The organism is Hydrogenophaga intermedia, assembly GCF_000723405.1.
GTDB classification, from domain to species: Bacteria; Pseudomonadota; Gammaproteobacteria; order Burkholderiales; family Burkholderiaceae_C; genus Hydrogenophaga; species Hydrogenophaga intermedia.
Map to the genome: position 1 here is coordinate 20,053 of NZ_CCAE010000036.1, position 25,423 is coordinate 45,475.

General features: G+C 68.8%; 31 protein-coding genes and 1 pseudogene. 17 read left to right on the forward strand and 15 right to left on the reverse strand.

What is annotated here, in order from left to right; all coding sequences use genetic code 11:
- Nucleotides 1-2: 2 nt before the first annotated feature.
- Both BN948_RS17830 and holA read left to right on the forward strand, forming a co-directional pair.
- Nucleotides 3-497, forward strand: a complete 495-nt coding sequence (locus BN948_RS17830; protein ID WP_009516267.1) for an LPS-assembly lipoprotein LptE — start codon at nucleotides 3-5, stop codon at nucleotides 495-497.
- 7 nt (nucleotides 498-504) lie between these two features.
- Entirely contained in the window at nucleotides 505-1,557 is a 1,053-nt protein-coding gene (gene holA, locus BN948_RS17835; RefSeq protein ID WP_009516266.1) for a DNA polymerase III subunit delta, read from the forward strand.
- Between the two features lie 19 nt (nucleotides 1,558-1,576).
- Here holA and BN948_RS17840 read toward each other — a convergent pair whose 3' ends face one another.
- Nucleotides 1,577-2,536, reverse strand: coding sequence for an AraC-like ligand-binding domain-containing protein (locus BN948_RS17840; protein ID WP_035623049.1), 960 nt, complete (start codon nucleotides 2,534-2,536; stop codon nucleotides 1,577-1,579).
- Nucleotides 2,537-2,710: 174 nt separating this feature from the next.
- Between BN948_RS17840 and BN948_RS17845 the strand changes: the two genes are divergently transcribed.
- From BN948_RS17845 to BN948_RS26260, 8 genes and pseudogenes are all read left to right on the forward strand, one after another.
- A complete protein-coding gene (locus tag BN948_RS17845) occupies nucleotides 2,711-3,907 on the forward strand; it encodes an amino acid ABC transporter substrate-binding protein (protein WP_009516264.1) in 1,197 nt (398 codons plus the stop codon).
- A 10-nt stretch (nucleotides 3,908-3,917) separates the two neighbouring features.
- Nucleotides 3,918-4,820, forward strand: a complete 903-nt coding sequence (locus BN948_RS17850) for a branched-chain amino acid ABC transporter permease (RefSeq protein ID WP_009516263.1) — start codon at nucleotides 3,918-3,920, stop codon at nucleotides 4,818-4,820.
- On the forward strand, nucleotides 4,817-5,845 hold the full coding sequence (locus tag BN948_RS17855; protein ID WP_009516262.1) for a branched-chain amino acid ABC transporter permease: 1,029 nt from the start codon (nucleotides 4,817-4,819) through the stop codon (nucleotides 5,843-5,845). Before BN948_RS17850 ends, BN948_RS17855 begins: the two co-directional genes overlap by 4 nt.
- Nucleotides 5,835-6,650 (forward strand): ABC transporter ATP-binding protein, encoded by an 816-nt coding sequence (locus BN948_RS17860; protein WP_009516261.1) that lies wholly within the window; start codon nucleotides 5,835-5,837, stop codon nucleotides 6,648-6,650. The genes BN948_RS17855 and BN948_RS17860 overlap by 11 nt, the downstream gene beginning before the upstream one ends.
- Nucleotides 6,647-7,465 carry an ABC transporter ATP-binding protein gene (locus BN948_RS17865; protein ID WP_051756209.1) on the forward strand — a complete coding sequence of 273 codons (819 nt, stop codon included), beginning with the start codon at nucleotides 6,647-6,649 and terminating at the stop codon, nucleotides 7,463-7,465. Before BN948_RS17860 ends, BN948_RS17865 begins: the two co-directional genes overlap by 4 nt.
- 35 nt (nucleotides 7,466-7,500) lie before the next feature.
- Nucleotides 7,501-8,955 (forward strand): aldehyde dehydrogenase, encoded by a 1,455-nt coding sequence (locus tag BN948_RS17870; RefSeq protein ID WP_009516259.1) that lies wholly within the window; start codon nucleotides 7,501-7,503, stop codon nucleotides 8,953-8,955.
- 163 nt (nucleotides 8,956-9,118) lie between these two features.
- Nucleotides 9,119-9,280, forward strand: coding sequence for a hypothetical protein (locus BN948_RS26725; RefSeq protein ID WP_009516258.1), 162 nt, complete (start codon nucleotides 9,119-9,121; stop codon nucleotides 9,278-9,280).
- Nucleotides 9,281-9,364: 84 nt separating this feature from the next.
- Nucleotides 9,365-9,622 (forward strand): annotated as a pseudogene (locus tag BN948_RS26260) (IS21 family transposase); the annotation flags it as partial.
- Nucleotides 9,623-9,804: 182 nt separating this feature from the next.
- Here BN948_RS26260 and BN948_RS27575 read toward each other — a convergent pair.
- The 4 genes from BN948_RS27575 to BN948_RS17885 form a co-directional block, all read right to left on the reverse strand.
- Entirely contained in the window at nucleotides 9,805-10,026 is a 222-nt protein-coding gene (locus BN948_RS27575) for a YHYH domain-containing protein (RefSeq protein ID WP_081921992.1), read from the reverse strand.
- A 138-nt stretch (nucleotides 10,027-10,164) separates the two neighbouring features.
- Entirely contained in the window at nucleotides 10,165-10,494 is a 330-nt protein-coding gene (locus BN948_RS17875) for an addiction module antidote protein (protein ID WP_009517439.1), read from the reverse strand.
- 5 nt (nucleotides 10,495-10,499) lie between these two features.
- Entirely contained in the window at nucleotides 10,500-10,811 is a 312-nt protein-coding gene (locus BN948_RS17880) for a type II toxin-antitoxin system RelE/ParE family toxin (protein ID WP_009517440.1), read from the reverse strand.
- 94 nt (nucleotides 10,812-10,905) lie between these two features.
- Nucleotides 10,906-11,334 (reverse strand): hypothetical protein, encoded by a 429-nt coding sequence (locus BN948_RS17885; RefSeq protein ID WP_138820224.1) that lies wholly within the window; start codon nucleotides 11,332-11,334, stop codon nucleotides 10,906-10,908.
- A gap of 125 nt (nucleotides 11,335-11,459) precedes the next feature.
- Here BN948_RS17885 and BN948_RS17890 point away from each other — a divergent pair, with 125 nt between their 5' ends.
- Complete coding sequence (locus BN948_RS17890; protein WP_009517442.1) at nucleotides 11,460-12,020, forward strand: dihydrofolate reductase family protein; 561 nt, start codon at nucleotides 11,460-11,462, stop codon at nucleotides 12,018-12,020.
- 6 nt (nucleotides 12,021-12,026) lie between these two features.
- Here the strand turns inward: BN948_RS17890 and BN948_RS25790 are convergent, their stop codons facing one another.
- Nucleotides 12,027-12,506 carry a hypothetical protein gene (locus tag BN948_RS25790; RefSeq protein WP_009517443.1) on the reverse strand — a complete coding sequence of 160 codons (480 nt, stop codon included), beginning with the start codon at nucleotides 12,504-12,506 and terminating at the stop codon, nucleotides 12,027-12,029.
- A gap of 158 nt (nucleotides 12,507-12,664) precedes the next feature.
- Here BN948_RS25790 and BN948_RS17900 point away from each other — a divergent pair, with 158 nt between their 5' ends.
- A complete protein-coding gene (locus BN948_RS17900) occupies nucleotides 12,665-13,990 on the forward strand; it encodes an NAD(P)/FAD-dependent oxidoreductase (RefSeq protein ID WP_009517444.1) in 1,326 nt (441 codons plus the stop codon).
- 38 nt (nucleotides 13,991-14,028) lie between these two features.
- On the opposite strand, the gene BN948_RS17905 is transcribed toward BN948_RS17900, so the two are convergent.
- From BN948_RS17905 to BN948_RS17915, 3 genes are all read right to left on the reverse strand, one after another.
- The gene (locus BN948_RS17905) at nucleotides 14,029-14,772 is read right to left on the reverse strand and encodes a class I SAM-dependent methyltransferase (protein WP_009517445.1); all 744 of its coding nucleotides are present in this window, start codon (nucleotides 14,770-14,772) and stop codon (nucleotides 14,029-14,031) included.
- A gap of 80 nt (nucleotides 14,773-14,852) precedes the next feature.
- The gene (locus BN948_RS17910) at nucleotides 14,853-15,494 is read right to left on the reverse strand and encodes a lysoplasmalogenase (RefSeq protein ID WP_009517446.1); all 642 of its coding nucleotides are present in this window, start codon (nucleotides 15,492-15,494) and stop codon (nucleotides 14,853-14,855) included.
- Nucleotides 15,495-15,506: 12 nt separating this feature from the next.
- Nucleotides 15,507-16,427, reverse strand: a complete 921-nt coding sequence (locus BN948_RS17915) for a LysR family transcriptional regulator (protein ID WP_009517447.1) — start codon at nucleotides 16,425-16,427, stop codon at nucleotides 15,507-15,509.
- A 129-nt stretch (nucleotides 16,428-16,556) separates the two neighbouring features.
- Between BN948_RS17915 and BN948_RS17920 the strand changes: the two genes are divergently transcribed.
- Complete coding sequence (locus BN948_RS17920) at nucleotides 16,557-16,967, forward strand: RidA family protein (RefSeq protein WP_009517448.1); 411 nt, start codon at nucleotides 16,557-16,559, stop codon at nucleotides 16,965-16,967.
- On the opposite strand, the gene BN948_RS17925 is transcribed toward BN948_RS17920, so the two are convergent.
- Nucleotides 16,939-17,859 (reverse strand): AraC family transcriptional regulator, encoded by a 921-nt coding sequence (locus BN948_RS17925; RefSeq protein WP_009517449.1) that lies wholly within the window; start codon nucleotides 17,857-17,859, stop codon nucleotides 16,939-16,941. The genes BN948_RS17920 and BN948_RS17925 overlap by 29 nt on opposite strands.
- A gap of 121 nt (nucleotides 17,860-17,980) precedes the next feature.
- Between BN948_RS17925 and BN948_RS17930 the strand changes: the two genes are divergently transcribed.
- Nucleotides 17,981-18,742 (forward strand): SDR family oxidoreductase, encoded by a 762-nt coding sequence (locus tag BN948_RS17930; protein WP_009517450.1) that lies wholly within the window; start codon nucleotides 17,981-17,983, stop codon nucleotides 18,740-18,742.
- Nucleotides 18,743-18,754: 12 nt separating this feature from the next.
- Here BN948_RS17930 and BN948_RS17935 read toward each other — a convergent pair whose 3' ends face one another.
- Nucleotides 18,755-19,768 carry an aldo/keto reductase gene (locus BN948_RS17935; protein WP_009517451.1) on the reverse strand — a complete coding sequence of 338 codons (1,014 nt, stop codon included), beginning with the start codon at nucleotides 19,766-19,768 and terminating at the stop codon, nucleotides 18,755-18,757.
- A gap of 118 nt (nucleotides 19,769-19,886) precedes the next feature.
- Here BN948_RS17935 and BN948_RS17940 point away from each other — a divergent pair, with 118 nt between their 5' ends.
- Complete coding sequence (locus tag BN948_RS17940) at nucleotides 19,887-20,798, forward strand: LysR family transcriptional regulator (RefSeq protein WP_009517452.1); 912 nt, start codon at nucleotides 19,887-19,889, stop codon at nucleotides 20,796-20,798.
- Here the strand turns inward: BN948_RS17940 and BN948_RS17945 are convergent.
- Nucleotides 20,795-21,490 (reverse strand): winged helix-turn-helix transcriptional regulator, encoded by a 696-nt coding sequence (locus tag BN948_RS17945; RefSeq protein ID WP_009517453.1) that lies wholly within the window; start codon nucleotides 21,488-21,490, stop codon nucleotides 20,795-20,797. The two genes, BN948_RS17940 and BN948_RS17945, sit on opposite strands and share 4 nt — an antisense overlap.
- A gap of 128 nt (nucleotides 21,491-21,618) precedes the next feature.
- Here BN948_RS17945 and BN948_RS17950 point away from each other — a divergent pair, with 128 nt between their 5' ends.
- Nucleotides 21,619-22,506, forward strand: coding sequence for a class I SAM-dependent methyltransferase (locus BN948_RS17950; RefSeq protein WP_009517454.1), 888 nt, complete (start codon nucleotides 21,619-21,621; stop codon nucleotides 22,504-22,506).
- A gap of 27 nt (nucleotides 22,507-22,533) precedes the next feature.
- Here BN948_RS17950 and BN948_RS17955 read toward each other — a convergent pair whose 3' ends face one another.
- The 3 genes from BN948_RS17955 to BN948_RS17960 form a co-directional block, all read right to left on the reverse strand.
- On the reverse strand, nucleotides 22,534-22,983 hold the full coding sequence (locus BN948_RS17955) for a host attachment protein (RefSeq protein WP_009517455.1): 450 nt from the start codon (nucleotides 22,981-22,983) through the stop codon (nucleotides 22,534-22,536).
- Between the two features lie 108 nt (nucleotides 22,984-23,091).
- Nucleotides 23,092-23,295, reverse strand: coding sequence for a hypothetical protein (locus BN948_RS26730; protein WP_138820222.1), 204 nt, complete (start codon nucleotides 23,293-23,295; stop codon nucleotides 23,092-23,094).
- Nucleotides 23,258-23,539: a hypothetical protein gene (locus BN948_RS17960; RefSeq protein ID WP_009517456.1), complete on the reverse strand. Its 282-nt coding sequence runs from the start codon at nucleotides 23,537-23,539 to the stop codon at nucleotides 23,258-23,260. Before BN948_RS17960 ends, BN948_RS26730 begins: the two co-directional genes overlap by 38 nt.
- Nucleotides 23,540-23,769: 230 nt before the next feature.
- On the opposite strand from BN948_RS17960, the gene BN948_RS17965 reads away from it, so the two are divergent.
- The gene (locus BN948_RS17965; protein WP_009517457.1) at nucleotides 23,770-25,416 is read left to right on the forward strand and encodes a PhoX family protein; all 1,647 of its coding nucleotides are present in this window, start codon (nucleotides 23,770-23,772) and stop codon (nucleotides 25,414-25,416) included.
- Nucleotides 25,417-25,423 lie beyond the last annotated feature (7 nt).

Here is a 25,423-nt window from a genome sequence, read left to right on the forward strand (position 1 = left end):
TCATGCAAAGGCGCCTTCTGCTGGGTGGTTCGCTCGGTGGTTCGGCGGCGCTGGCCCTGTCGGCCTGCGGCTTCAAGCTGCGCGAGGCGCCGACCTTCGCCTTCGACGCCGTGCAACTGAACGGCATCCCGAACGGCTACGTCACGTCCCAGTTGTACCGGGAGATGCAGGTCAACGACCTGCGCGTGAACGGCACGCCGCTGCCACCCGTGATCCTCACCGTGCAGGTGGACCAGCGCGAGCGCGTGGTCGTGGGGCAGACGGCCGCCGGCCAGGTGCGCGAACTGCAGCTGCGCCAACGCTTTCGCTTCAACCTGCGCACGCGCGACGAGCGCATCCTCATCGACGACACCGAACTGCTGCTCGAGCGCGACCTGAGCTTCAACGAGACCCAGGTGCTCTCCAAGGACGCCGAGGAGCAGTTGCTCTACCGCGACATGACCAACGACATCGCGCAGCAGGTGGTGCGCCGCCTCGCCGCCGTGCGGCAGATCTGACGACGGCATGCAGGTCGCCGCGAACCAGCTCGCCGCCCAGCTCCAGAAGGGGCTGCGCAGCCTCTACACCCTGCACGGTGACGAGCCGCTGCTGATCCAGGAAGCGGGCGACGCCATCCGCGCCGCCGCGCGCGAGCAGGGCCACACCGAACGCACCGTGCACACCATGGCCGGCGCGCACGCCGATTGGTCGTCCGTGCTGGCCAGCGGCGCCTCGCTCAGCCTGTTCGCCGACAAGCAGATCGTGGAAGTGCGCGTGCCCTCGGGCAAGCCCGGCAAGGACGGCTCGGCCGCGCTGCAGCAACTGGCCGAGGCCGCCGACGGCAACGACAGCACGCTCACCCTGGTGGTGCTGCCGCGCCTGGACATGGCCACACAAAAGAGCGCCTGGTTCGCCGCGCTCGACGCCCACGGCGTGACGGTGCGCGTGGACCCGGTGGACCGCAAGGCCCTGCCGCAGTGGATCGCCCTGCGCCTGCAGGCCCAGGGCCAGCGCGTGCGCGCGGGCGAAGAGGGGCAGCGCACGCTCGCCTTCTTCGCTGACCGCGTGGAGGGCAACCTGCTCGCCGCGCACCAGGAAATCCAGAAGCTCGCGCTGCTGCACCCGCAGGGCGAGCTGAGCTTCGAGCAGGTCGAGTCCGCCGTGCTCAACGTCGCGCGCTTCGACGCCTTCAAGCTCGCCGAGGCCGTGCTGGGCGGCCAGGTGGCGCGCGTGCAGCGCATGCTCGACGGTCTGCAGGCCGAGGGCGAGGCGCCCGTGCTGGTGCACTGGGCCCTGGCGGAGGACATCCGCACCCTCAACCGCGTGCGCGGCGCGGTGGACGACGGCCGCCCACTGCCCATCGCCCTGCGCGAAAGCCGCGTGTGGGGCGTGAAGGAAAAGCTGGTGGAGCGCGTGCTGCCCACCCTGGGCACCGCGCAACTGGCGCGCTGGCTCGACGACGCGCACACCGTGGACGGCATCGTCAAGGGCTTGAAGTTCCCCGACTGGCCCACCGAGCCCTGGCAGGCCCTGCACCAACTGGCGATGAAGGTGGCGCGCGCCTGCGCGCCGCGCTGAGGTCTCCCCTCAGGTCCGCTCAGCCCGCCGTCTGCGCGGCGGCGCGGTAGTCCGACGGCGTGCGCCCCGTGTGCTCGCGAAACACCCGGCTGAAGTGCGCCGTGTTGTTGAAGCCCCAGGAGAACGCGATCTCGGTGATGGTGCGCGCCGCGCTCGCCGGGTCGCCCAGCTCGCGCATGCAGCCCTGCAGGCGTTGGCGCAGGATGTACTGCGCCAGCGTGTCGTCCTCGGCGCTGAAGGCCTTGTGCAGGTGGCGCTTGCTGCAGTTCATCGCGCTGGCGATGTGGTCCAGCGACAGATCCGGGTCGCGCAGGTGGCGGCCGATGTGCACGCGGATGCGGTCGCGAAACGCCTCGAGCTGCGTGCGCCCGTCGCCGCGCCCCGCCAGCTCCAGCAGCGACAAGCGCACCAGCTCCACGATCGCCTCGCCTGCGCCGCGCGCGGCCGACTCGCTCATGCCCGGCAGCTCCTGGTAGGTGGCGCGCATCGTCTCCAGCGCCACGCGCGCGATGCCGCTCACCCCGCCGATCTGCCGCGCCATCAGCGGCTCCAGCGACAGCCCGCGCTCGGCCAGTTGCGCCTTCGGCAGCATCACGATCAGGTGCTCCACGCGCTCGGGGTTGGCCACCGCGTAGTCGTGCGTCGTGTCGTAGATGGCCCAGCCGCCCGGGCGCACCCAGGCCTCGCGGCCGGCCTGCTGCACGCCCGCGCTGCCGCGCCAGGGCGCCACGATCTTCAGGTACGCGCGCTCGCCGGCCCGCGCCAGCCGGTCGCTCTTGATCACGCGGTGCCGGTTCGCCTCCAGCCGCGTCAGCACCACCTCGCCCGCCTGCGACGCGCTCATGTGGCCCTCGAACTCGGTGTCGCCGTACAGGTCGGAGTCCAGCCCGCCGAAGTGCGTCCACACCCACTCGCGCCAGATCGCGGCGCGCTCGTTGGGCGCCACGGCGTCGGTGCTCATCGGTGAAAGCTCGCTCATGGCGCCGATTGTCCGGCGCGGCCCGCGCGCCTGGGGCACCGGCGGCTTGCGGGTAAACCCGCATCGCCATGCGCGATTGGTCAAGCGGACAGTGCGCCATCGGCACAGCGGCGCGCGGGCGTCCTTCCTACGATCGTCGCGTCCGAGGACACCCCCAACACCAGGAGACAAACCATGGCCAAGAGCAACCGCCGAGTGATGATCCAGCAGACCGCCGCCGCCGTGGGCGCCATGGCGGTCGCCCCGCAGCTGATGGCGCAGAGCGCGCCCGTGCGCGTGGGCTACAGCATGTCGCGCACCGGCCCGTGGACGGGCGGCGCCCAGACCAGCCAGGAACCCAACTTCCTGCTCTGGGCCGAGCAGCAGAACGCCGCCGGCGGCCTGGACGTGAAGGGCGTGCGCCGCAAGATCGAGCTCATCAGCAGCGACGACCGCAGCGACGTGGAAACCGTGGTGCGCACCTACGAAAAACTCATGGGCAGTGACAAGGTCGACCTCATCCTGCCGCCCTGGGGCTCCAACGCCAACTTCGCCGTCGCGCCGCTGGCCAACCGCTTCCAGTACCCCTTCCTCGCGCCCACCGCGCTGTCCAAGCGCCTCATCGACCTGAAGCTGCCCTACTTCTTCCTGCTGCTGCAGCAGCCCAAGCCCATGTGCGACGCGCTCGTCGACATGCTCAAGGCCAACGGTGCCAAGACGGTGGCCTGCATCTACGTGGACGACCTCTTCGGTCTGGAGAACTACGCCGCGCTGAAGGTGGCGTTGCAGGGCAGTGGCATCCAGCTCGTGCAGGACACCAGCTACCCCGGCGGCGTGAAGGACCTCGGCCCCACGCTGCGCAGCATCAAGGACAAGAACCCCGACGCCTTCGTCGGCTTCACCTACCCGCCCGACACCATCCTCGCCAGCCGCCAGAGCAAGGAAATCGGCTTCAACCCCAAGTTCTTCTACGCCTCGGTGGGCACCGCCTTCCCGCTCTACAAGAACGTCATCACCGCCGCCGGTGCCGAAGGCGTGCTGGGCATGGGCTCGTGGAACAGCAAGACCAGCCCCGGCGCCAAGGCCTACTTCGACGCCCACGTGGCCAGCCAGAAGAAGGAACCCGACCGCTGGGCCAGCGGCGCCTGCTGGGCCGGGCTGGAGATCCTCACCAACGCGGTGAAGCAGCACGGCCTGGACCGCAAGGCCATTCGCGACTACGTGGCCAACACCACGCACAAAACCATCCTGGGCGACATCAAGTTCCAGGGCAGCGAAAACGTGGGCACGCCCGGCACCGTGGGCCAGTGGCAGAACGGCGAGTTCGAGGTGGTGTGGCCACAGAAGGTTGCCACGGCCAAGCTCAACCCGAACAAGCCCGCCTGGAAGTGACGCACCGGTGATGTCGTTTTCTTCCTGGATCGAGCTCATCGCCTCCGGTCTCATCACCGGGGGCATCTACGCGCTCGTCGCGCTGGGCCTGAACCTGCAGTACGGGCTCATGCGCATCCTCAACATCGCGCACGGCGAGTTTTTGATGGTGGGCGCCTTCATCACCTGGATGGCGGCGGCCACCTTCGGCCTGTCGCCGTTGTGGATGATCCCGGTCTCCTTCGCGCTGCTCATGGGCATCGGCATTGCCGTGCACTGGCTGTGCTTTCGCCGCCTCACCGCCACCTCGCCCAACCTCGACGTGTTCGAGGCGCGCGGCCTCATGGTGGCCTTCGGCCTCATGTTCTTCGTGCAGAACGCCATCTCCTGGATCTGGGGCGGCGACCTGCGCGGCTACGACTTCCTCACCCAGCCCTTCGCCATCCCCCTGCCCGACGGCCACGCGCAGTTCGCGGTGAACAAGCTGCTGGTGTTCGGCCTGTCGCTGCTGTTCGCGGGCGCGCTCATCGTGCTGCTGCGCACCACCCTGCTGGGCAAGGGCGTGCGCGCGCTCATGCAATCGCCCACCGGCGCGCAGCTCGTGGGCATCGACACCAAGCGCCTGCACCCGCTCATGTTCGGCATCGGCCTGGGCCTCTCGGGCGTGGCCGGTTGCCTGCTGTCCATGGCCTACACCATCAGCCCTTCCATGGGCGAGCCCTACACCGTCACCGCGCTCATCGTCATCACCCTGGGTGGCTTCGGCAGCATGGGTGGCGCGCTCGCGGGCGGGCTGCTGCTCGGCGTCATCGAAGCCATCGGCATGCACTTCACTAACCCCTCGCTCAAGGCCTTGCTCAGCTACATCGTGTTCATCGGCGTGCTCCTGCTGCGCCCTGAAGGTCTGTTCTCGCGCAAAACCAGAAAAGCATGAATTCGAGACAGTTCCTCATCCGCGATTTGCTCGTGCTCTTCGGCCTCACCGGCTGGGCCGTGGCCCTGCCCGGCTTCGCCAGCGAGTTCGTCGTCTCCATGGCGCTCACCTGCCTCATGTACATCGCCCTCTCGTCGAGCTGGGCGCTGTTCTGCGGCACCACGCGCTACCTCTCGCTCGCCACCTCGGCCTTCTTCGGCATCGGCGCCTACACCAGCGCCATCGGCCTGGAGACGCTGAGCTGGCCCGTCGCCATCGCGGCGGGCGCGGGCATCGCCGCCGTGGTGGCGGTGGTGATGGGCGCGGCCGTGCTGCACCTGCGTGGCACCTACTTCGCCGTGCTCACCTTCGGCATGACGGAACTCATCCGCCACGCCATCAGCTACTTCGAAAAGAGCGTCACCGGCACCGTGGGCCGCGTGCTCATGGTGGTGCCCGATCGCGACACCATCTACTTCACCGTGCTGCTGCTGGCGGTGGTGGCGGTGTTCCTCTCCATCTGGATCCGCCGCACCCGCTTCGGCCTGGCCATGCAGGGCATCGGCGCCGACGAGCAGCGCGCGCAGACCCTGGGCGTGAACACCCGCCTCGTCAAGACCGCCGGCTTCGCCCTCACCGCCGCAATAGCCGGTGCCGTGGGCGCGGCCATGAGCGTGCGCTGGACATACATCGACCCGCACACCGTCTTCAACCCCTTCATCGGTTTTCAAACGGTGCTCATCGCGCTCATCGGCGGCGCCATGACGCTGTGGGGCCCGCTCATCGCGGCCATCGTCTTCAGCGTGCTGGCCGAGACCTTGCGCCTGCAGGTGCCGCAGGTCTACATGATGTCGCTGGGCCTCTTGCTCATCCTCTCGGTGCTGTACCTGCCAGGCGGGCTCGCCTCGGTGCGCACCGACACCTTCAAGGGCTGGTGGCGCGACGGGAAAGCCTGGTGGAAGGAAACCAGGGACGACCTGAGCGGCGAGACCGAGCGCCGCAAACAACGCGAGAAAAAGCAGCGGGAGGCCAGGCATGTCTACTGACGTGAACCAGCAACCCCTGCTCCAGGCAAAAGACATCACCGTCCGCTTCGGTGGCCTCACCGCCGTCGACAACGTCAGCGCCACCTTCATGCCCGGTGAACTCGTCGGCATCATCGGCCCCAACGGCGCCGGCAAGACGACCTTCTTCAACGCCATCTCCGGCGTCACCAAACCCACCAGCGGCCGGCTGGACCTGCGCGGCCATTCCCTGGCCGGCCAGGCGCCGCACCGCTTCGCGGCCCACGGCCTGGCGCGCACCTTTCAAACCCCGCGCACCTTCGGCGACATGCTCGTGCGCGACAACATCGCCTTCGGCCTCAAGTTCGCCGGCAAGCGGCGGCGCGAATACATCTTCTGGGGCGACGAGATCGGCGTGCCCTGGGTGCTGCGCACGCCCGACAGCATCCTCGGCCTCATCGGCCTGAGCGCGCAGGCCGACCTGCCTGCCGCCGCCATCACGCCCTCGCAACAACGCCTGCTGGAGATCGGCATGGCCCTGGCCACGCGCCCCAAGCTCTTGCTGCTGGACGAAGTGGCCGCCGGCCTCACCGAAAACGAGGTGGAAGAAATGGCCCGCCTCATCCGCCGCCTGCGCGACGAGCTGGACCTCACCGTCGTCTGGATCGAGCACGCCGTGAGCACCCTGCTGCGCCACGTCGAGCGCGTCATCGTGCTGCACCAGGGCCGCAAGATCGCCGACGACGTGCCGCGCGCCGTCATCCGCAACCCCGAGGTCATCGAGGCCTACCTGGGCGACGAGATGGGCGAAGCAGAAGCAGCGCAAGAACAAGAGGCCACCGCATGATGTGGTACCGCCAAGACCCCTTCCGCCTCGGCGGCGCCAACCAGGCGCACCTCAAGATCGACAACCTCAGCGCCGGCTACGGCGCCTTCCTGGTGCTGCGCAACCTCACCCTGGAAGCCCGCCCCGGCCTCACCGTGGTGCTGGGCCCCAACGGCGCCGGCAAGACCACGTTGCTCAAGGCCATCAACGGCCTCATCCCGCGCCAGGGCACCGTGCTGCTCAATGGTGAGGAACTGGCCGAGAAAACGCATGAGATCGTTCAGGCCGGCGTTGCCCTGGTGCCCGAGGGCCGGCAACTCTTCCCGCAGATGAGCGTGACCGAGAACCTGGAACTGGGCGGATGGCTCGTGCCCAAGGCCGAACGCGCGCGCCGCATCGAACAGGCCTTCAACGACTTCCCCAAACTGCGCGAACGCGCGAACCAACTGGCCGGCACCATGAGCGGCGGCGAACAGCAGATGGTGGCCGTGGCCCGCGCCATGATGTGCGCGCCGCGCTTGCTGATGTTGGACGAACCCTCGCTCGGCCTGGCGCCCAAGATGGTGGACGAGCTGCTCGGCATCGCCCGCCGCATTGCCGACGCCGGCACCACCGTGCTGATGGTGGAGCAGAACGTGAAGAAGGCCCTGGCCGTGGCCGACCGCGGCTACGTGCTCGAACGCGGCGCCATCGTCGCCAGCGGCCCCGCGAAGTTGCTCGCCCGCTCCACCGTTATCCGCGAGGCCTACCTCGGCGCCGACAAGGACCCCGCCCCCGGCACCCCCACCGCCGCCGCCGCCGTGGCCCGCCGCAAGGCCGTGGCCACCACCGCCTGACACCACACACCACCGCACAAGCTCAAGGAGAACCCATGTCCGATTTGTCCATGCTCATCAACGGCCTCAAGGTCACCGCCGAAAAAGGCGCCACCTTCGAACGCCGCAACCCGCTTGACGGCAGCGTGGCCACCCGCGCCCCCGCCGCCAGCCCCGCCGACGCCGTGATGGCCGTGGAAGCCGCCGCCGAAGCCTTCAAGACCTGGAGCGAAACCGGCCCCGGCGAACGCCGCGCCCTGCTGCTCAAGGCCGCCGACGCGCTGGAAGCCAAAACGCCCAAGTTCATCGAAGCCGTGGCGGCCGAGACCGGTGGCACCGCCATGTGGGCCGGCTTCAACTGCTTCCTGGCCGCCGGCATGATCCGCGAGGCCGCCGCCCTCACCACGCAGATCTCGGGTGAGTTGATCCCTTCTGACGTGCCCGGCAGCCTGGCCATGGGCGTACGCCAGCCGGCGGGCGTGGTGCTCGGCATCGCGCCCTGGAACGCGCCCATCATCCTCGGCGTGCGCGCCATCTGCGTGCCCCTGGCCTGCGGCAACACCGTCATCTTCAAAGGCAGCGAGAACTGCCCCCGCACCCACCAGCTCATCGTCGAATCGTTTCAAGACGCCGGCTTCCCCGCCGGCGTGGTGAACTACATCACCAACGCCCCGGCCGACGCGGGCGCCGTCGTCGAAGCCATCGTGGCCCACCCCGCCGTGCGGCGCGTCAACTTCACCGGCAGCACCAAGGTCGGCAAGATCATCGCCATGACCTGCGCCAAGTACCTGAAGCCCGTGGTGCTGGAACTGGGCGGCAAGGCGCCCATGGTCATCCTTGACGATGCCGACATCGACGACGCCGTCAACGGCGCCGCCTTCGGCGCCTTCGCCAACAGCGGCCAGATCTGCATGAGCACCGAGCGAATCATCGTGGACGACAAGATCGCCGACGAATTCGTGAAGAAGTTCGGCGACAAGGCCCGCAACCTGCCCGTGGGCGACCCGCGCAAGCCCGAGCCCGTGGTGCTCGGCTCCGTCATCGGCATGAACACGGTGAACTTCTGCAACGAACTCATCGACGACGCCCTGGCCAAGGGTGCCAAGCTCATCTGCGGCGGCAAAAGCACCGACACCCTGATGCCCGCCACCGTGCTCGACCACGTGACGCCCGACATGCGCATCTACCGCGAAGAAACCTTCGGCCCTGTGAAGTGCGTGGTGCGCGTGAAGAACACCGAAGAAGCCATCGCCTGCGCCAACGACAACGAATACGGCCTCAGCTCATCCGTCTTCGGCAAAGACATCGCGCGCGCCTACAACGTGGCCCGCAAGATCGACAGCGGCATCTGCCACGTGAACGGCCCCACCGTGCACGACGAAGCGCAAATGCCCTTCGGCGGGGTGAAGGGCTCGGGCATCGGCCGCTTCGGCGGCAAGGCCGGCATCGCGGAGTTCACCGAGCTGCGCTGGATCACGGTGCAGACCACGCCGCGGCATTACCCGTTCTGAGGGGGAGAGGGAGGGGAGGCGAAGGCCCTGGGGCGGGAGCTCCAGGGCCTTTGGTTTGCCGTTGTGGATGACTCTCTGCAGTCGGCCTTCGTAACGCTGGTGACAGTCCTTTGTTTCAAGCTGTTTCTAGAATTTCGAATCATCAATAGGGGAGGATGCTGTGATGCTCGTGAGCCGTGTGATATCGGTGATGACGTTGACCGTCGCCTTGGTGGGGTGTGGAAACCTGCAAGGCATGAAGTTGGCGTCGCCGCCATCGGGCGTGGCAGGGCGCACCGTGGCGCTCGCCGCTGAGCCGCCTGTGTTGTCTTCCACTGAAAACTGACCCAGTTAGAGCATCAATTTCCATTGAAAGCTGACCCACGTAAGAACCCTATCCTGCTGCTTTTAGCAGCAGGAGATTTCAGGAGTGATAGACGTGGCGACACTGAGTGTCATAAGACGCTGGGCACTGCGCGAGCAGATGTCCATTCGCGAGATCTCCAGGCGTACAGGCCTGGCTCGCAACACCGTTAAGAAGTACCTGCGGGCGGGCGATGAAGAGCCCCGCTACGCCAGGCGTGCGAGCTCCAGCAAGCTCGATCCATACGCCGACAAACTTTCAACCTGGCTATCGATCGAGGCAACAAAGTCGCGCAAACAGCGGCGCACTTTGCTGCAGCTCCACACACCAAGTCCGAAAAGGAGAAAACGAAGCACTTATCCACAACGTGAGCTGCTTTGCTCACACAAGCGGGTGGGTCAGCATTCGATGGAAATCTCGGGTCAGAGATCAGTGGAACTCAACACCCTGCCGACGGCTATCGCTGCAGAGCAGCCGTTGATCACCCTCAAGCCTTGATCCGAGCGTCACCCGCAGCTCGCCGGCTGACAAGCGCACCCACACCCCCGCGCCTGATGGCAATGGCACTCTCCGGTTTTCCGGTTGAAGTGGCAGCCACAAGCATTCAGCCCACCGCCGTGAGCGACGAGGGCGGGCGCCGCGCACGCGGATGTGACCCAAGGCGTGGACGCCGAGGCGCCACCCAAGGCGACAAGGGCAAGCAGCGCAGCAAGGGCCAAACAACGCATGGCTCGAACCTTAGGCGGCCCGCCGCAATCCGCGTATCGGGGGAACCCGGGGCAGTGGCCTCTCAGACAGGGCGTAGTGCCATCGCCGCGCGACGTCGCCCCACGGGCTTGGCGTGGCGGCTTCTGGGGCGGCGGTCTTCAGCTTGCGGCTTGCGCGTGCAAGCGCACACCCAGTGCCTTCGCCACCTTGAGCACGGTCGCAAAGCTGGGATTGCCCTCAGGGCTCAGTGCGCGGTACAGACTTTCTCGGCTGAGCCCCGCGTCTTTGGCCACTTGCGTCATGCCCTTGGCGCGGGCAATGTCGCCCAGCGCGCGCGCAATGCCGGCCGCGTCGTCGGGGGCTTCGGTCAACCAAGCATCCAGGTAGGCCGCCATGTCTTCGGGGCTGCTCAGATAGGAGGCCACGTCGTATGGCGTGGTTTTGGTGGCGCGTTTGCTGGCGGGCTTCGTGCTGGTGCTCTTGCGCATGGCGTTCACTCCTCGTATCCCCGGGCCAAGGCAATGGCCTTGGCGATGTCTTTGGTCTGGGTGGATTTGTCACCGCCCGCCAACAGCAGGAGCAGCACCTTGCCGCGCTGCGCGTAGTAGACCCGGTAGCCTGGACCGACGTCGATCTTGAGTTCGCTCACGCCGTCTGTGAGCTGACGGTGATCTCCGGGGTTGCCGTGGATCAGACGATCAACGCGGACCAGAATCCGGGCGCGCCCCGCGCGGTCGCGCAGGCCAAGAATCCACTGTCTGTATTCATGGGTCTCTACGATGCGCGGGAACGTAATGTAGCTCATGAGCTACATTTGACGCGATCCTTTTCTTGCCTGAGGGAGGGGGTATCACAACAGGCGGCTTGCGGCGTCGGAACCGACCAAGCCAGTCTCGCCCTCAAACCTTCATCGCCCCCCAAGTCGTCGTCTTCGCGTGCACCGCAAACTCCCGCTTCGTTGCCCCCACCTTGCTCTTGCGGCTCCACGTCTCCCCCGTGGGCAACTGGTAGGTCACGCCGATCTCGGGTGGATTGCCCTCGCTGTCCAGGTCCCCGCGCTCCTTGGCCCGTCGGGGGCTGGTGAAGCCCGCGCCTTCCGCCAGCTCGGTCAGCGTCTCCTTCGCCTCGTGGCTCTTCATCATCTTGATCAGGTGGATGACGGCGTCCTTCTTCGTCTTGCCCATGTGCGTGAGCTTGTCCGACAGGAAATTGAGGGTGGACTCGAATTCCTTCGTCGACTGCTCCTCGGCCTGTCTCATGAGCTGCTCCGCATATTCGCGCAGTTCGGTGGAGCTCATTTTGGTCGTGTCTTTGGCGGGGTTGATCACCACGGGTTCTCCTACGACGATGTGTGGGGTGAGTGCGGGAAAGCAGAATTCCGCAGAGTCTATTCGTTTGGGCATGCTGGCCCGGTTGCCGCCCACCCCCGCCATCCACCCGCTCAGGAGCCCCCATGCGCCCCCTTCATTACTCCATCAACATCTCCCTGGACGGCTGTTACGACCACCAGGCCATGGGCCCCGATGAGGAGCTGCACCGCCACGCCGCCGAGACGCTGGCGCGGGCCGACGCTCTGCTGTTCGGCCGGGTCATCTACGGCCTGATGGAGGACGCCTGGCGGCCCATGGCCGAGACGGGCGTGCGGCCCGACGGCATGCCCGAGTGGACGGTGCCCTTCGCGCAGACGATCCACGCGGCGAAGAAGTACGTCGTGTCCAGCACGCTTGAACGGGTCGACTGGAACGCGGAGTTCTTGCGCGGCGACCTGGGGGCGGAAGTTCAGCGCCTCAAGCAGGAGCCGGGCAAGGGCCTGTACGTGGCGGGCGTGCAGTTGCCCATGGCCCTGGCGCAACTGGGCCTCATCGACGAATACGAGTTCATCGTGCACCCCCGCCTGGTGGGGCATGGGCCCACGCTGTTCGCCGGGCTGCCCAAGCACGTGGACCTGCGGCTGGTGGGGCAGAAGGCGTTTCGCTCGGGGGCGGTGGCGCTGCGGTATGAGCCGGTGCGGTAGATGAATTCAGGGTTTGCGCTCGATAGGCGCCGATGAACTCGGTGGCGTCGCGTCATCGTCCTCGTTCACGCCACCTTCGCCCTCATCCTCGTCCCCGGCCGGCGGATCCTGAGCTTTGACCTCGTCCGTGAACGCCAGGTCAGGGTCCTCGTCTTCGTCGGTGGCCTCTGTCCCTTCGGGCGAGATCACCCGGTCCGTGCCGATGTCCCAGCCATCGTCCTTGCCACCGTCGCCGCCCGCGCTGCGGCTCTCGCCGGTGCCGGTGGCGTCGGTGGACGAGTCCAGCGCGTCGGGCGGCAGCAGCGCGGGGCGCTGTTCGTCGGGAGAGAAATCGGCGGGCGCGCTGGGGTCGCCCCCCGCGCTGTCGGCAATGCCCATCATGTCGCTGCCGCTGTCGGATGAATCTCCCGGGCCCAGGGACGCGGTGTCCCGGCCGGCGGGTTGGGCGGGCGCGGGGCTGGCGCCTTGAATGCTGCTGCGTGCCATGGCGTGTCCTTTCTGCAGTGTGGGTCTTGCGTGGGGCACGCCGCGTGCCTGCCTGCCGCCGCCGCCGCTGGGCCGAAGCGTTTGGTCAAACAATCGGGCTTGCCGCCGTGGTATTTTTTCGCCCGGCCCACGTGGGCCACAACCCGGGAGACGGCTCGATGCAGCCTGAAGAAAATTGCGATGTCCTCGTCGTCGGCGGCGGCCCCGCCGGTTCCACCATCGCGGCCCTGCTGGCGCGCGAAGGCCGCCAGGTGGTGCTGCTGGAGAAAGAGCACCACCCGCGCTTTCACATCGGTGAGTCGCTGTTGCCCGGCAACGTGGCCCTGTTCGATCAGCTCGGCGTGCGCGACGAGGTCGAGAAGATCGGCATGCCCAAGTACGGCATCGAGTTCGTGCCGCCCGATCTGGACTATTGCAGCTACGTCGATTTCGCCGAGGGCTGGGACCCATCGAAGTCGTCGGCCTGGCAGGTGCGCCGCTCCGAACTGGACGAGCTGCTGTTTCGCCACGCCGCCCGTTCGGGCGCGCAGGCGCTGGAGGGCGCCAAGGTCACGCAGGTGGCGTTCGACAAGGAGGGCGCCAACGTGGAGGCCCGGCTGGACAGCGGGGAAGCCCGCCGCTGGCGCGCGCGTTTCGTGGTGGACGCCACGGGCCGCGACACGCTGCTGGCGAACCAGTTCAAGTGCAAGCAGAAGAACAAGGCCCACAACAGCACGGCCTTGTTCGGCCACTTCCGCGGCGCCCGCCGGCTGCAAGGCAAGCGCGAGGGCAACATCAGCATCTGCTGGTTCGAGCACGGCTGGTTCTGGTTCATCCCCCTGGCCGACGGCACCACCAGCGTGGGCGCGGTGTGCTGGGCCTACTACCTGAAGGCGCGCGACAAACCGCTGAAGGACTACTTCTTCGACACCATCGCCCTGTGCCCCGAGCTGCACGACCGGCTCAAGCACGCCACGCTGGTGGACGACCAGGTGCACGCCACCGGCAACTTCTCGTACTCCAGCACGCACGCCACGGGCGAGCGTTACCTGATGGTGGGCGACGCCTTCACCTTCATCGACCCGATGTTCTCTTCAGGGGTGTTTCTGGCGATGCAGAGCGCCTTCGACGGCGCGCAGTTGGTGGCCACCGCGCTGGACGAGCCGAAGCGCCTGCCCGCGGCCCGCGCCGCGTTCGAGAAGCGCGTGCGGGTGGGCCCGCGCGACTATTCCTGGTTCATCTACCGCGTCACCAACCCCACCATCCGCGACATGTTCATGCACCCGCAGAACGTGTTCAAGGTGAAGCAGGGGCTGATGTCGCTGCTGGCGGCGGACATCCACCACGGGCCGGCGTACCGGGCCTCGCTGACGATGTTCAAGTTTCTGTACTACGTCGTCTCGGTGACGAACTGGCGGCGCACCTACGCGGGCTGGAAGCGCCACCGCTTCAACATCCGCGACATGGGACCCTTGAAGGGCGAGACGGTGATGAAGGCGGAGTAGGGCCGGCCGGCCCTACCCCTGCGGCGGACCCGGCCTGTTCACGGCCGAACGGCCGTGTACTCCGAGAAGACGCCCAGGTCGGTGTGGCGCTTCACCTGCTGGAAGCCCGCGCGCTCCATCGCCTGCATGATCTCCTCGGGCGGGATGCAGGCCTCGATGGTGTCCCAGTAGTAGCGCCACAGCTCGGCGCTGCCGCGTTCGCGGGCGACGACGCGCGCCAGCGTGGGCACGACGCGGCGCATGTAGAACTTCATGAAGGCGCGCGACCACCGGCCCGCCGGCTGGCTGATCTCCAGGATCAGCAGCCGCCCGCCGGGCCGCAGCACACGCAGAAACTCGCCCAGCGCGGCGTCCACGTCCGACACGTGGCGGAACGCGTAACCAAAGCTCAGGAAGTCGGCCTCGCCCGTGGCGCAGGGCAGTTCTTCCGCCCGGCCGGCGCGCAGTTCAACGCCCGGCAGGTCCACCTGCGCCAGCATGCCGGGGCTGGGGTCCACGCCGATCAGGCGGCCTTGCTCGCCGATGAGTTCGCAGGCCTGGCGCGCCAGCAGGCCGGTGCCGATGCCCACGTCGACCACCGTGTCACCCGCCGCCAGACCGGCCCGGGCCAGCGCCTGCCGCCGGTACCAGCCGCCCGATCCGAACGCCATGGCGCGTTCGATGCGGTCGTAGTCGACGGCGGTCTCGTCGAAGATGCGGCGCACGTAGCGCGCATGGTCCGCCTCGTCGCGGTAGTAGGCGGGCAGGGGGGCGTGCGGCAGTTGGAGAGGCGGCTCGATCAAGTACGGCTCCTGTGGCCATGGGCCAGACAAAGGTGGTCGGGGTTGTCGTTGCGGCCATGAGCATATCGGCACCCGCCGGCTCAATCCGCCACGACCGACCACGCTAACAGCAACTGGGCCCCGAAGTACGTGGGCCATCCCCACAATTGATTGGTCGGTGACGACTGAACGAAGCGCTCCCGCGCCACCGCGAGGTCGGACACCGCGAACAGCAGCGCGCCCAGCAGAACGATCCACCGCCCCGTGCTGGCCGCATGCCCCGCCGCCGTGACGCACATGGCCAGGATCACCACCACGTACGCCAGCACCGGCCCCTTGAACGCGGCCGGCGTGTGTGGCAGCAACCAGCGCAGCACCACCGCACCGGTGGCCAGGGCAGCGATCAGCGCCACCCCCAGGGCCAGCGAGCTCAACGGCCCGCTCGCGAAGGCCGCGGCGTACAGCCCATGCGACAGCAGGAACGCCGCCAGCCCCGCCATGAATGCGGCCGTTCGGTGCGAGAGCAGCAGCGCGTCGCCCACCCAGCCCAACAGCAGGGCGCCCAGCACCAGTTGCCCGTAGCGCGACTCCATCGCACCCAAGGCATACGCCAACAGCACGAAGCAGGTGCTGGCGCCGAGCTTGGTGACCACGCGCATCAGCGGCCATGGCAGGCGGTCCACCACCAGCAGGGCAACAACGAAGGCCAGGCAGGCAAGGGTCAGGGCGATGGGCAGCAACATCTGGCGAGGGTATCAACCCGAAGCAGGGGGCGAAGGCAAGGTCTTCACCACCTCCACCACCCAATCGATGAACACGCGCACCTTCGCGCTCTGGTACCGGTTGGGCGGGTAGGCCAGGTACATCGGCATGGGGTCGAAGCGCCAGCCATCGAACAGCGGCACCAGTTCGCCGCGCGCGGCGTGCGCGTCGGCCATGTAGGTAGGCAGCCACAGCAAGCCCAGCCCCGCCACGCCGGCGGCCAGGTAGGCGTTGCCGTCGTCCACCGCCAGCGCGTGCCGGCCTTGCAGGCTCAATTGCTCGCCGTCGCGGCGCAGGGTCAGCCGCAGCACCTTGCCCGTGCGCCCGCTGATGTAGCCCACGGTGCGGTGGGGCGCGCTGTCCAGTTCGCGCGGGTGCGTGGGCGTGCCGGCGCGTTGCAGGTACGCCGGTGCGGCGTACGCGCCGATCGACAAGTCCCCCACGCGCCGCGCCACGAGCGAGGGGTTGGTGATCTCGCCACCGCGGATCACGCAGTCCACCTTGTCCTCGATGAGGTCGACCATGCGGTCGCTCGCGCCCATGTCGATCTGGATGTCCGGGTACTTCGCGCAAAAGTCCGGCAGCGCGGGCATCAGCACCAGGCGCGCCAGCGGGCTGGGCACGTCCACGCGGATGCGCCCGCGTGGCGAGGCCTGGGCGCTGGACACGCTGGTCTCGGCGTCGTCCAGCTCGGCCAGCAGGCGCAGCACGCGCTCGTAGTAGGCGGCGCCGTCGGCGGTGACCTGCACCTTGCGGGTGGTGCGGTGCAGCAGCTTCACGCGCAGGTGCGCTTCCAGTTGCTGCACCAGTTGGGTCACGCTGGTCTTGTTCAGGCGCAGTGTCTCAGCGGCGCGGGTGAAGCTGCCGGCCTCCACCACGCGGGCAAAGGCCTGCATTGCATCGAATCGGTCCATGGGTGCCTCCGCCCCGGTTCAGGGATTGTTTGGGTTTGCCAAACAGTGATTGTTGGCCTGGCCGGTTTATCCGCGTGGGGTGCGTCCCTAGATTCCCTGCTCCTTCAAGCAATTTGTGGAGCTCCCGACATGACCCCCAAGACCCAGACCAACACCCGCGACGTGGTGTCCCCGCCCAGCCGTCACGCCCTGTACGACGCGCACCGCTATTCCCCCGCCATCCGCGCCAACGGCCTGCTGTTCGTGTCCGGCCAGGTGGGCAGCCGGGCCGATGGCTCGCCCGAGCCCGACCTGGACGAACAGGTGCGCCTGGCGTTCAGGAACCTCAACGCCATCCTGGCCGAGGCCGGCCTCAGCTTCGACGACGTCATCGATGTGACCGTGTTCATGGTGGACCCGCACACCCACTTCGAGCGCGCCTGGGCCGTGGCGGCGGAGTTCTGGGGACAGGCGCCCTACCCCACGGCCACCGCCATCGGCGTCACCTGGCTGTCGGGCTTCCAGTTCGAGATCAAGGTGATCGCGAAGCTGCCCGAGTGAGCGCGTACCGGCTGGGCGGCTGCCCCACGTGGCGGCTGAAGGCCGTGCTGAAGGTGCTGGCCGAGCCGTAACCCACGCGCTCGGCCACCGCGCCGATGGGCAGGCCGCCCTGATCGAGCAAGTCCTTGGCCAGGGCCATGCGCCAGGTCAGCAGGTATTCCATGGGCGGCACGCCCAACGCGCGCGTGAAGCGCTCGAAGAAGGTGGAGCGCGAGAGCGCGGCTTCCTTCGCCAGGGCAGGCACCGTCCACGCGCGTTCGGGTGCGCCGTGCAGGCGGCGCAGGGCCACGGCCACGCGCTCGTCGGCCAGGCCGCGCAGCAGGCCGGGCGGGGCCGCCTCGTTCGCGGCGCCGCGCAGCGCCTCGATGAGCAGCAGCTCCACCAGCCGCGCCAGCACCAGGTGGCGGCCCGCGCGCTCGGCCAGGGATTCGTCGCGCACCAGTTGCACCAGCACGGGCAGGCGATCGACGCCGCGCACGTGCAGCAGCGTGGGCAGCAGCGACACCAGCAGCGCCGCGTCCAGCGACTGGAACTGGAAGTAGCCGCCGAGCATGCGCATCTCGGGCGGGCCCTTGCGGCGGCCGTGGCGCAGCTCGCCTTGCTGCTGTTGCCCGGCGGTGCGGGCCGGGTCCATGTGCACGGGCACGGCGGGTTCCGGGCCGCGCAGCGTGAAGCCGGGCGTGCTGGGCATCAGCACGAAGTCGCCCGCCTGCAGGGTGAGCGGCCGCTGCCCGTCCACCGCCAGCACGCAATCGCCTTCCATCATGGTGCAGAAGCTGGGTTGCCCGAAGGCCGGGTAGCGCACGGCCCAGGCGCCCGCGCCGCTGATGACCTTGGAGTACACCGCGCGCGGGCGCAGCAGGGCGATGACGTCGGCCAGCGGGTCCACCATGATCGGACGATTCCGGATGATTCCGGACGATTGCCAAAGTGATTCGGATTCCGGATTGTAGATAGTCCGGGTGATGGCGCCTATCGTTGCGACACCTTCAACGCAAACCACAGGACCTCTCATGAAAACCATCCTCATCACCGGCTGCTCCTCCGGCTATGGCCTGGAAACCGCGCGCCATTTCCACGCCAAGGGCTGGAACGTCATCGCCACCATGCGCACGCCGCGCGACGGCCTGCTGCCGCTCTCGCCCCGGCTGCGCGTGCTGCCGCTGGACGTGACCCGGCCCGACAGCATCGCCCGCGCGCTGGACGCGGCGGGCCCCATCGACGTGCTCGTGAACAACGCGGGCCTGGGCCTGTTCGGCGCCTTCGAGGCCACGCCCATGGCCACGGTGCGCGAGATCTTCGAGACCAACACCTTCGGCAGCATGGCGATGGCGCAGGCGGTGCTGCCGGCCTGGCGCGCGCGCCGCTCGGGCCTGCTGATCAACGTCACCTCCAGCGCCACGCTGGCGCCGTTCCCGCTGGTGGCGGCCTACACGGCCAGCAAGACGGCAATCGAGGGCTTCACCGAATCGCTGGCGCTGGAGCTGCAGGCCTTCGGTGTGCGCGTGAAGCTGGTGGAGCCGGGCTACGGCCCCGGCACGCGCTTCACCGCCAACGGCGCCGAGCGCATGCAAGGCCTGATCCCCGAGGCCTACGCGCCCTATGCCCACGAGGTGTTCGCCTCGTTTGCGCAGCCGGCGGCGGTGACGAGCGAGCTCGATGTGGCCGAGGCCATCTGGCAAGCGGTGAACGACGAATCTCCCCGGCTGCGCTACGCGGCGGGGGCGGATGCGGTGGCGCTGGCCACCCGTGCGCCGGTGCCGGCGGCGCACTGAGGGCGGCGCGCCTCAACCCGCGATGGGCAGCGGCGCCTCCCGGCTGACCAGGTCCGCCGCGCGCAGCTCGCGCCAGAAGTCCGCCGGCACGGTCTCGTCGAGCGCCGCGCGGTCTTCCGCAATGCGCTTCGGCTGGCTCGCCCCGGGGATGACCGCTGCCACCGCCGGGTGCGCCAGTGCGAACTGCAGCCCCGCCGCTTTCATGCTCACGCCATGGCGGTCGGCGATGCCCTTGATGCGCGCCACCTTGGCCAGGATCTCGGGCGTGGCCGGCGCGTACTCGAAGTTCGGCCCACCCACCAGCGCGCCGGAGCTGTAGGGCCCGCCGACGACGATGCCCAGCCCGCGCTGCGCCACCAGTGGCATCACGCGCTGCAGCGCGCGCTCGTGGTCGAGCAGGGTGTAGCGGCCCGCGAGCAGGAAGCCGTCGGGGCGCGGGCCTTCCAGGCCCAGCAGCAGTTCGATGGGCTCGACGCGGTTGACACCCAGGCCCCAGGCCTTGATCACGCCCTCGTCGCGCAGCCGGTCCAGCGCCTTGAAGGCGCCCTTGCGCGCGGTCTCGAACACGCCCAGCCATTCGTCGCCGTAGAAGTCCTGCGCCACGTCGTGCACCCAGACGATCTCGATGCGGTCGGTGCGCAGGCGCTTCAGGCTGTCCTCGATGGAGCGCAGCGTCGCGTCTTCCGAGTAGTCGTTGACGATGCGGTTCGGGCGGCCGTGCTTGAACACATCGCCCTTCTCGCCCAGGTCGCGCGCGGTGACGTCCTCCACTTCGTCCAGGATGAGCCGGCCGGCCTTGGTGCTGATGACGTAGTCGTCGCGCGGGCGCCCGGCCAGCGCCTCGCCCATGCGCAGTTCGGCCAGGCCCGCGCCGTAGAAGGGCGCGTTGTCGAAGTAGCGGATGCCGTCGTTCCAGGCGGCGTCCACCGTGGCGCGCGCCTCGGCCTCGGGGATGTCGCGGAACATGTTGCCCAGGGGCGCGGTGCCGAAGCCGAGCGCGCCGGGAAGGATGTCTTTCAGTGCCATGGTGCGGTCCTTGGTGAAGGGTGAGAGGGAGAGGTGATGGGCCGAATCATGGGCGCCGCCAACCATTTCCACCACTTTATTTGCTGGATTCCAGATATTCATGTGACATGATGACTGGATGCGCTACGACCTGAACCTGCTGCCCGTCTTCCTGGTGCTGATGGAGGAGCGCAGCGTGACGCGGGCCGCGCAGCGCCTGGGCATCACGCAGCCCGCGCTGTCCAACGCGCTCACACGCCTGCGCACCATGCTGCAAGACCCGCTCTTCGTGCGGCAGCGCTACGGCATGGAGCCGACGCAGAAGGCGCAGGAACTGGCGCCCGTGCTGGCGGCGGCGCTGGCCAGCGTGGACGAGGTGGTGCTGGGCCAGCAGGCCTTCGACCCCGCCAAGGCCCGCCAGCGCATCACCATCGCCTCCAACAGTTATGTGGAATTCGTGTTGATGCCGCGTGTGGTGGCGCGGTTGCAGGAACGCGCGCCAGGCGTGCAGTTGCGGCTGATTCCCTATGGCGCCGACCTGGCCGACACGGGCGTGATGTCGGGCGACACGGCCATGGTGCTGGGCCGTGTGGTCAATGCACCGGACAACCTGGTGGTGCAGCACCTGATGGACGAAAGCCTGGCCTGCGTGGTGCGGGCCGACCACCCCACGGTGCACAAACGCCTGTCGCGCCAGCAGTTCGAGCGGCTCAAGCACGTGAACCTGGTGCCGCCCGGGGGGCGCCTGCGCGTAGGCCTGTTCCAGGCATTGGAGAAGCAGGGCTTGCAGCGCGAGGTGGCGGTCTCGGTCACGCACTTCCTCGCCATCCCGGAAATGATCGCCGTGTCCGACCACTGCGCGACGCTGCCGTCGCTGATCTGCCGCCGCCTGGCGCAAGACCCGCGCCTGAAGGTGCTGCCCGCGCCCGTGGACCTGGGCACTTTTCCGGTGGAGATGGCCTGGCACGCGCGCCACCGACACGACCCGGCGCACCGCTGGCTGCGGGCCCTGGTGGTGGAGGTGGCGAAGGAGTTGTGCGCAGCGGGCTAGGCGCGCCCTGCGCGCTGCGCCATGCGCGTGGGCGCGAACACACTGCGCCCCAGCCAGCGCCACAGGCGCTGCCCGTTGCGCCCCGCGCCCTGAACGCTCAGGCCGCCCGCGCGGATGGCCTGCTCCGGGTCGCTGTCGCCGGTCCAGATCTCGGTGAGGGCGCGCACGGTCGAGTCGACCAGCACGCTGATGTCATGGCCCGGGTCGTCGCGGCACAGATCGGCTTCGTGGTGCTGCACCACCAGCCACCATTGCCGCTCGGCCGCGGGCGCGTCGCGAAACCGGAAGTGCACCACCGTGCGTTCGTCAGCCGGGAACTCGTCGAGGCGCGCGAAGCGGCGGATGTCCCACATCAGAAAGCCCGCGTCCAGTTGATCGGCCCGCAGCCGGCTGCCGATCCATCGCGCGCCCCAGTGGCCGATGCCCACCACGATGGGCCGCAGCTCTTCGCCGGCGGTCGTCAGGTGGTATTCCCAGCCCTTCTCTGCGCGCCGCCGCTCCACCACACCGATCTCTTCCAGCTTGCGCAGGCGCTGCGTCAGCAGCGTGGCCGACATGCGTGGCACGCCGCGGTGGATGTCGTTGAAGCGGTGGCTGCCGCAGAGCAGTTCGCGCACCACCAGGGGCGTCCACAGCTCGCCCAGCACTTCCGCGCCACGGGCGACGGTGCAGAACTGCAGGTAGTCGATCATGCGGGCCAGTCTAGCGACGCGTCGCTGGCCTGCCTACTCCAGATTCTGGACTTGAGAGGTCCTGGCGCCAGGCCTAACTTGCGGGCCGACCGTGCACGTCGCACCGGTCTTCCTCCAGGAGAACCGCCATGACCGAGACCCTTGTTTCTTCTCCCGCACCGGCCGTATTCGACGCCGGGAAGTTCCGCCAGACCACGCGCGCGCAATGGGAGAGCGCCGCCGAGGCCTGGGACCGATGGGGCCCCTTGCTGGCGCGCTGGCTGGGCCCGGCCACCGAGGCCATGCTGGACATGGCGGCCGTGGGTCCGGGCTCGCGCGTGCTCGACGTGGCCGCCGGTGCGGGCGAGCAGACCCTGACGGCGGCGCGCCGCGTGGGTGCGCGGGGGCACGTGCTGGCCACCGACATCTCGCCCACGATCCTGCGCTACGCCAAGGCGGCGGCCGATGCGGCTGGCCTGTCCCACGTGGAGACGCTGGAACTGGATGGCGAGCGCCACGACCGCTTGCCCGTCGCGTCGTTCGACGCGGCGGTGTCGCGCGTGGGCCTGATCTATTTCCCCGACCAGCAGCGCGCGCTGGCCGGCATCCGCCATGCGTTGAAACCCGGTGGGCGTTTCGCCGCCGTGGTGTATTCCACCGCCGACCGCAACCCGTTCTTCTCGGTGCCGGTCGGCATCATCCGCCGCCGCGCGCAATTGCCGCCGCCGCTGCCTGGCCAACCGGGGCCCTTCTCGCTGGGCGGTGAGGGGGTGCTGGCCAAGGCGCTGGAACAGGCGGGCTTTCGCGACGTGGCGGTGCGCAAGATCGAGTCCCCTGTGCACCTGCCCACGGCCGCCGAGTGCGTGCGCTTCGAGCGCGAATCCTTCGGCGCGCTGCACCAGATGATGGCCAGCTTGAGCGAAGACGAGCGCGCCGACACCTGGCAAGAGATCGAGCAGGCGCTGTTGCGCTTCGAGAGCCCGGCGGACGGCTTCGTGGGGCCGTGCGAGATGCTGGTGGGCGCGGGCACGCGCTGACGCGGTGGCCCGTGCGGCGGCGCCCGGTCAGGCGGCCGCGCGGCGCGGTGGGAACAGGCGCCGCGTCAGGTCCGCGTTGCTTTCCTTCACCAGGTCCTTGTCGAGCGTGCCGATCACCGCGGCGGATACCTCGCCGTTCAGCGCCTTGCGCAGGTAACCCAGCAGGCGCGGCGCCGCCACCACGTGCAGCGCGTCGAAGCGCTTCTCGCGGTGGCATTCGGCCAGGCGCTGCGCGATGCGCGCCGCGAACACCTGCGCGTGCTGGTGGCGCTCCGAATCACCGGCCGACACGGTGGCCTGCGACGGGCCGCCGTTGCCGCCCGCGCGGCGGCCGTGGGGTCCGTTGTGCATCTCGCCTTCGCGCGCGTGGGCGCCGGGGTCGGTGAGTTCTTCCACTGGCTCCAGGTCCGCGCCTGTCGGCTTCTCCAGGATCCGCGCGATGGCTTCGTCGGCCACCAGGGCCCATGTGGTCTTCATTGGCTGCTCCTTTCTTGGGTGCGGGCCGCAGCCCGGGAAAGGCCCATGCTGAGGGCATGGGAAGCGCACCGCTGTAGGACAAGACCGTGCCCGCTCGCCCGCAGAGCCTCACTTCGTGATATCGAGCCTGTAGACCCGCTCGTCCGGGTTCTGGTCCGACCGGGTGCCGTAGTAGGCGTCGCCCGAGCGCACGATGAAACGGCACCAATCCTCAGGCTCCACCGAGCGCCATTCGATGCGCACGCAATAGCGGCCGTCGTCCGAGATGCTCCACTCACTGGCCGCGCGCGGTGGTGGGCATGGTGCTGCCACGGTCCCTGTTGTCGGACGAGGCGACGAAGCCGCCGCCCGGCTCGTTCTTCCAGATGTTGCGGTTGCCGCGGTTGGTTACACGACTGATGGTGGCGCCTGGCAGCAGTTGTTGCAGCTCGTCCTTGCTCAGGGTCGCGCGGCTGGCGGCGTCCAGATCACGCAAGTGCGTGGCCTGCTGGGCGATGGCGGGGGCGGCGGCCACGAGGCCGGCGGCAATCAGATGGAGATGGGCAAGGCGCTTCATGTTCCCTCCTCGGGCTCGGCGACCGCACGGCGAATGCTAGCGCCGGGCGGGCCGAACGCAAGCACCGTCGCGCGGGCCACCGCCACACCTCACTGCGCCACACTGCGCCGAACGGCCCATGGACTGGCGGGCGTCGCGTCGCGCAGTGGCAATGGCCCGCGTGCAGGATGAGTGCCAGACGCGCCGCTTCACGGCCACCCCACGAACCGATTGCCCCCGAGGATCCGCCCATGCCTTCCGATTCGTTCTCGCCCGCCCGCCGCCGCCTGCTGCAAGGTTCCGGCGCGCTGGCCGCCGCCCGCTTTACCGGTGTGATGGGCGCGCTCTACGCGCAAAACGCCCTGGCCGCCACCGGCAAGCAGACCGTCTCCGCCGCCTCGCCCTACGGCGCCATCGCGCCCGTGAACGACCTGGCCACCGGCCTGCCGCTGCTGCAACTGCCGCCCGGCTTCAGCTACCGCAGCCACGGTTGGACGGGCGACGCCATGGACGACGGCGCCCCCACCCCCGGCAGCCACGACGGCATGGCCGCCGTGCTGTCGCGCCGCGTGGGCCGCGGCAGCGAGCTGGTGCTGGTGCGCAACCACGAGCGCGGCCTGGTGGCCACGTCCGCCGAGGCCATCCCGGCGCCGCACAGCTACGCCAGCACGATGGTCGACGGCATCATCACTGTGCTTTACGGCAGCCTGCCCATCCGCATCGGTGCGGGCGGCATCGTCACCAATCCTTCGGCCCCCGCGCCCGCGCCCTTCGTGGGCTACCCGGCCGGCGGCACCAGCAACCTCGTGTTCCGCGACAACCAGTGGGCCGGCTCGATGGGCTCCCTGGGCGGCACGCTGGGCAATTGCGCGGGCGGCCCCACGCCCTGGGGCTCCTGGCTCACCTGCGAAGAGACCATCTACGACTTCTCCACCATCGGCGGCAAGAAGCACGGCTACGTGTTCGAGGTGGCGGCCGATCCGACGCAGACCATCGCCGAGCCCATCGTCGGCATGGGCCGCTTCATCCACGAAGCGGTGGCCGTCGATCCCGCCACGGGCATCGTCTACGAGACCGAAGACAACCGCAACATCGCGGCCTTCTTCCGCTACGTGCCCGCCGACACCTCGGGCGCCGTGGGCAGCCTGCACCGCGGTGGCACGCTGCAGGCCGCGCGCATCAAGACCCTGGTGCGCCAGGCGCGCCCCTCCACGCTGGCCCAGGCCAACGACCAGGGCCTGCTCAACCCCGACATCGGCGACGAGTACGAGCTCGAGTGGGTCAACATCGCCGACCCGGACGCCGACCCCGTGGTGGTGGCGGGCCAGCCCGGGGGCGTGAGCCTGGGCTTCGCGGCCGGCCCCACCTACCAGGCGCTGACGCAGGGCTGCGCCCGCATGAGCCGGGGCGAAGGCATCTGGTATTCGGCCGGCAAGATGTTCATCGTGGACACGGCCGCTGGCGTGAACGGCAGCGGCAGCGTGGGCAACGGCGAGGGCGCGGTGTGGGAGCTGACGCTGGCCACCATGCGCCTGCGCGCCATCTTCGTGAGCGGCCACCAGACGGCGGGCAACAACCCCGACAACGTGACCGTGAGCCCGCGCGGCGGCGTGGTGCTGTGCGAGGACGGTGGCGGCTCCACCGACGCCTTCGGCACCGGCGCGCGCCTGCTGGGCCTGAACCCGGCGGGCGAGGCCTACATCTTCTGCAAGAACAACGTGAACCTGAGCGCGCAGCAGGTGGCGGGCGCCGGCAAGACGGTGAGCGCGGCCGACCACCGTGGCTCGGAGTTCTGCGGCGCCACCTTCGACCCGACGGGCCGCGTGCTGTTCGCGAACATTCAGACGCCGGGCATCACGGTGGCCATCACGGGGCCGTGGAGCAAGGGCAACCTCTGAACGGAAG

Excerpts from the sequence above, each read along its gene's own strand:
- BN948_RS17830 (WP_009516267.1), top strand. The coding sequence starts at position 3 with ATGCAAAGGCGCCTTCTGCTGGGTGGTTCGCTCGGTGGTTCGGCGGCG.
- holA (WP_009516266.1), top strand. The coding sequence starts at position 505 with ATGCAGGTCGCCGCGAACCAGCTCGCCGCCCAGCTCCAGAAGGGGCTG.
- BN948_RS17840 (WP_035623049.1), bottom strand. The coding sequence starts at position 2,536 with ATGAGCGAGCTTTCACCGATGAGCACCGACGCCGTGGCGCCCAACGAG.
- BN948_RS17845 (WP_009516264.1), top strand. The coding sequence starts at position 2,711 with ATGGCCAAGAGCAACCGCCGAGTGATGATCCAGCAGACCGCCGCCGCC.
- BN948_RS17850 (WP_009516263.1), top strand. The coding sequence starts at position 3,918 with ATGTCGTTTTCTTCCTGGATCGAGCTCATCGCCTCCGGTCTCATCACC.
- BN948_RS17855 (WP_009516262.1), top strand. The coding sequence starts at position 4,817 with ATGAATTCGAGACAGTTCCTCATCCGCGATTTGCTCGTGCTCTTCGGC.
- BN948_RS17860 (WP_009516261.1), top strand. The coding sequence starts at position 5,835 with ATGTCTACTGACGTGAACCAGCAACCCCTGCTCCAGGCAAAAGACATC.
- BN948_RS17865 (WP_051756209.1), top strand. The coding sequence starts at position 6,647 with ATGATGTGGTACCGCCAAGACCCCTTCCGCCTCGGCGGCGCCAACCAG.
- BN948_RS17870 (WP_009516259.1), top strand. The coding sequence starts at position 7,501 with ATGTCCGATTTGTCCATGCTCATCAACGGCCTCAAGGTCACCGCCGAA.
- BN948_RS26725 (WP_009516258.1), top strand. The coding sequence starts at position 9,119 with ATGCTCGTGAGCCGTGTGATATCGGTGATGACGTTGACCGTCGCCTTG.
- BN948_RS27575 (WP_081921992.1), bottom strand. The coding sequence starts at position 10,026 with ATGCGTTGTTTGGCCCTTGCTGCGCTGCTTGCCCTTGTCGCCTTGGGT.
- BN948_RS17875 (WP_009517439.1), bottom strand. The coding sequence starts at position 10,494 with ATGCGCAAGAGCACCAGCACGAAGCCCGCCAGCAAACGCGCCACCAAA.
- BN948_RS17880 (WP_009517440.1), bottom strand. The coding sequence starts at position 10,811 with ATGAGCTACATTACGTTCCCGCGCATCGTAGAGACCCATGAATACAGA.
- BN948_RS17890 (WP_009517442.1), top strand. The coding sequence starts at position 11,460 with ATGCGCCCCCTTCATTACTCCATCAACATCTCCCTGGACGGCTGTTAC.
- BN948_RS25790 (WP_009517443.1), bottom strand. The coding sequence starts at position 12,506 with ATGGCACGCAGCAGCATTCAAGGCGCCAGCCCCGCGCCCGCCCAACCC.
- BN948_RS17900 (WP_009517444.1), top strand. The coding sequence starts at position 12,665 with ATGCAGCCTGAAGAAAATTGCGATGTCCTCGTCGTCGGCGGCGGCCCC.
- BN948_RS17910 (WP_009517446.1), bottom strand. The coding sequence starts at position 15,494 with ATGTTGCTGCCCATCGCCCTGACCCTTGCCTGCCTGGCCTTCGTTGTT.
- BN948_RS17915 (WP_009517447.1), bottom strand. The coding sequence starts at position 16,427 with ATGGACCGATTCGATGCAATGCAGGCCTTTGCCCGCGTGGTGGAGGCC.
- BN948_RS17920 (WP_009517448.1), top strand. The coding sequence starts at position 16,557 with ATGACCCCCAAGACCCAGACCAACACCCGCGACGTGGTGTCCCCGCCC.
- BN948_RS17925 (WP_009517449.1), bottom strand. The coding sequence starts at position 17,859 with ATGGTGGACCCGCTGGCCGACGTCATCGCCCTGCTGCGCCCGCGCGCG.
- BN948_RS17930 (WP_009517450.1), top strand. The coding sequence starts at position 17,981 with ATGAAAACCATCCTCATCACCGGCTGCTCCTCCGGCTATGGCCTGGAA.
- BN948_RS17935 (WP_009517451.1), bottom strand. The coding sequence starts at position 19,768 with ATGGCACTGAAAGACATCCTTCCCGGCGCGCTCGGCTTCGGCACCGCG.
- BN948_RS17940 (WP_009517452.1), top strand. The coding sequence starts at position 19,887 with ATGCGCTACGACCTGAACCTGCTGCCCGTCTTCCTGGTGCTGATGGAG.
- BN948_RS17945 (WP_009517453.1), bottom strand. The coding sequence starts at position 21,490 with ATGATCGACTACCTGCAGTTCTGCACCGTCGCCCGTGGCGCGGAAGTG.
- BN948_RS17950 (WP_009517454.1), top strand. The coding sequence starts at position 21,619 with ATGACCGAGACCCTTGTTTCTTCTCCCGCACCGGCCGTATTCGACGCC.
- BN948_RS17955 (WP_009517455.1), bottom strand. The coding sequence starts at position 22,983 with ATGAAGACCACATGGGCCCTGGTGGCCGACGAAGCCATCGCGCGGATC.
- BN948_RS17960 (WP_009517456.1), bottom strand. The coding sequence starts at position 23,539 with ATGAAGCGCCTTGCCCATCTCCATCTGATTGCCGCCGGCCTCGTGGCC.
- BN948_RS17965 (WP_009517457.1), top strand. The coding sequence starts at position 23,770 with ATGCCTTCCGATTCGTTCTCGCCCGCCCGCCGCCGCCTGCTGCAAGGT.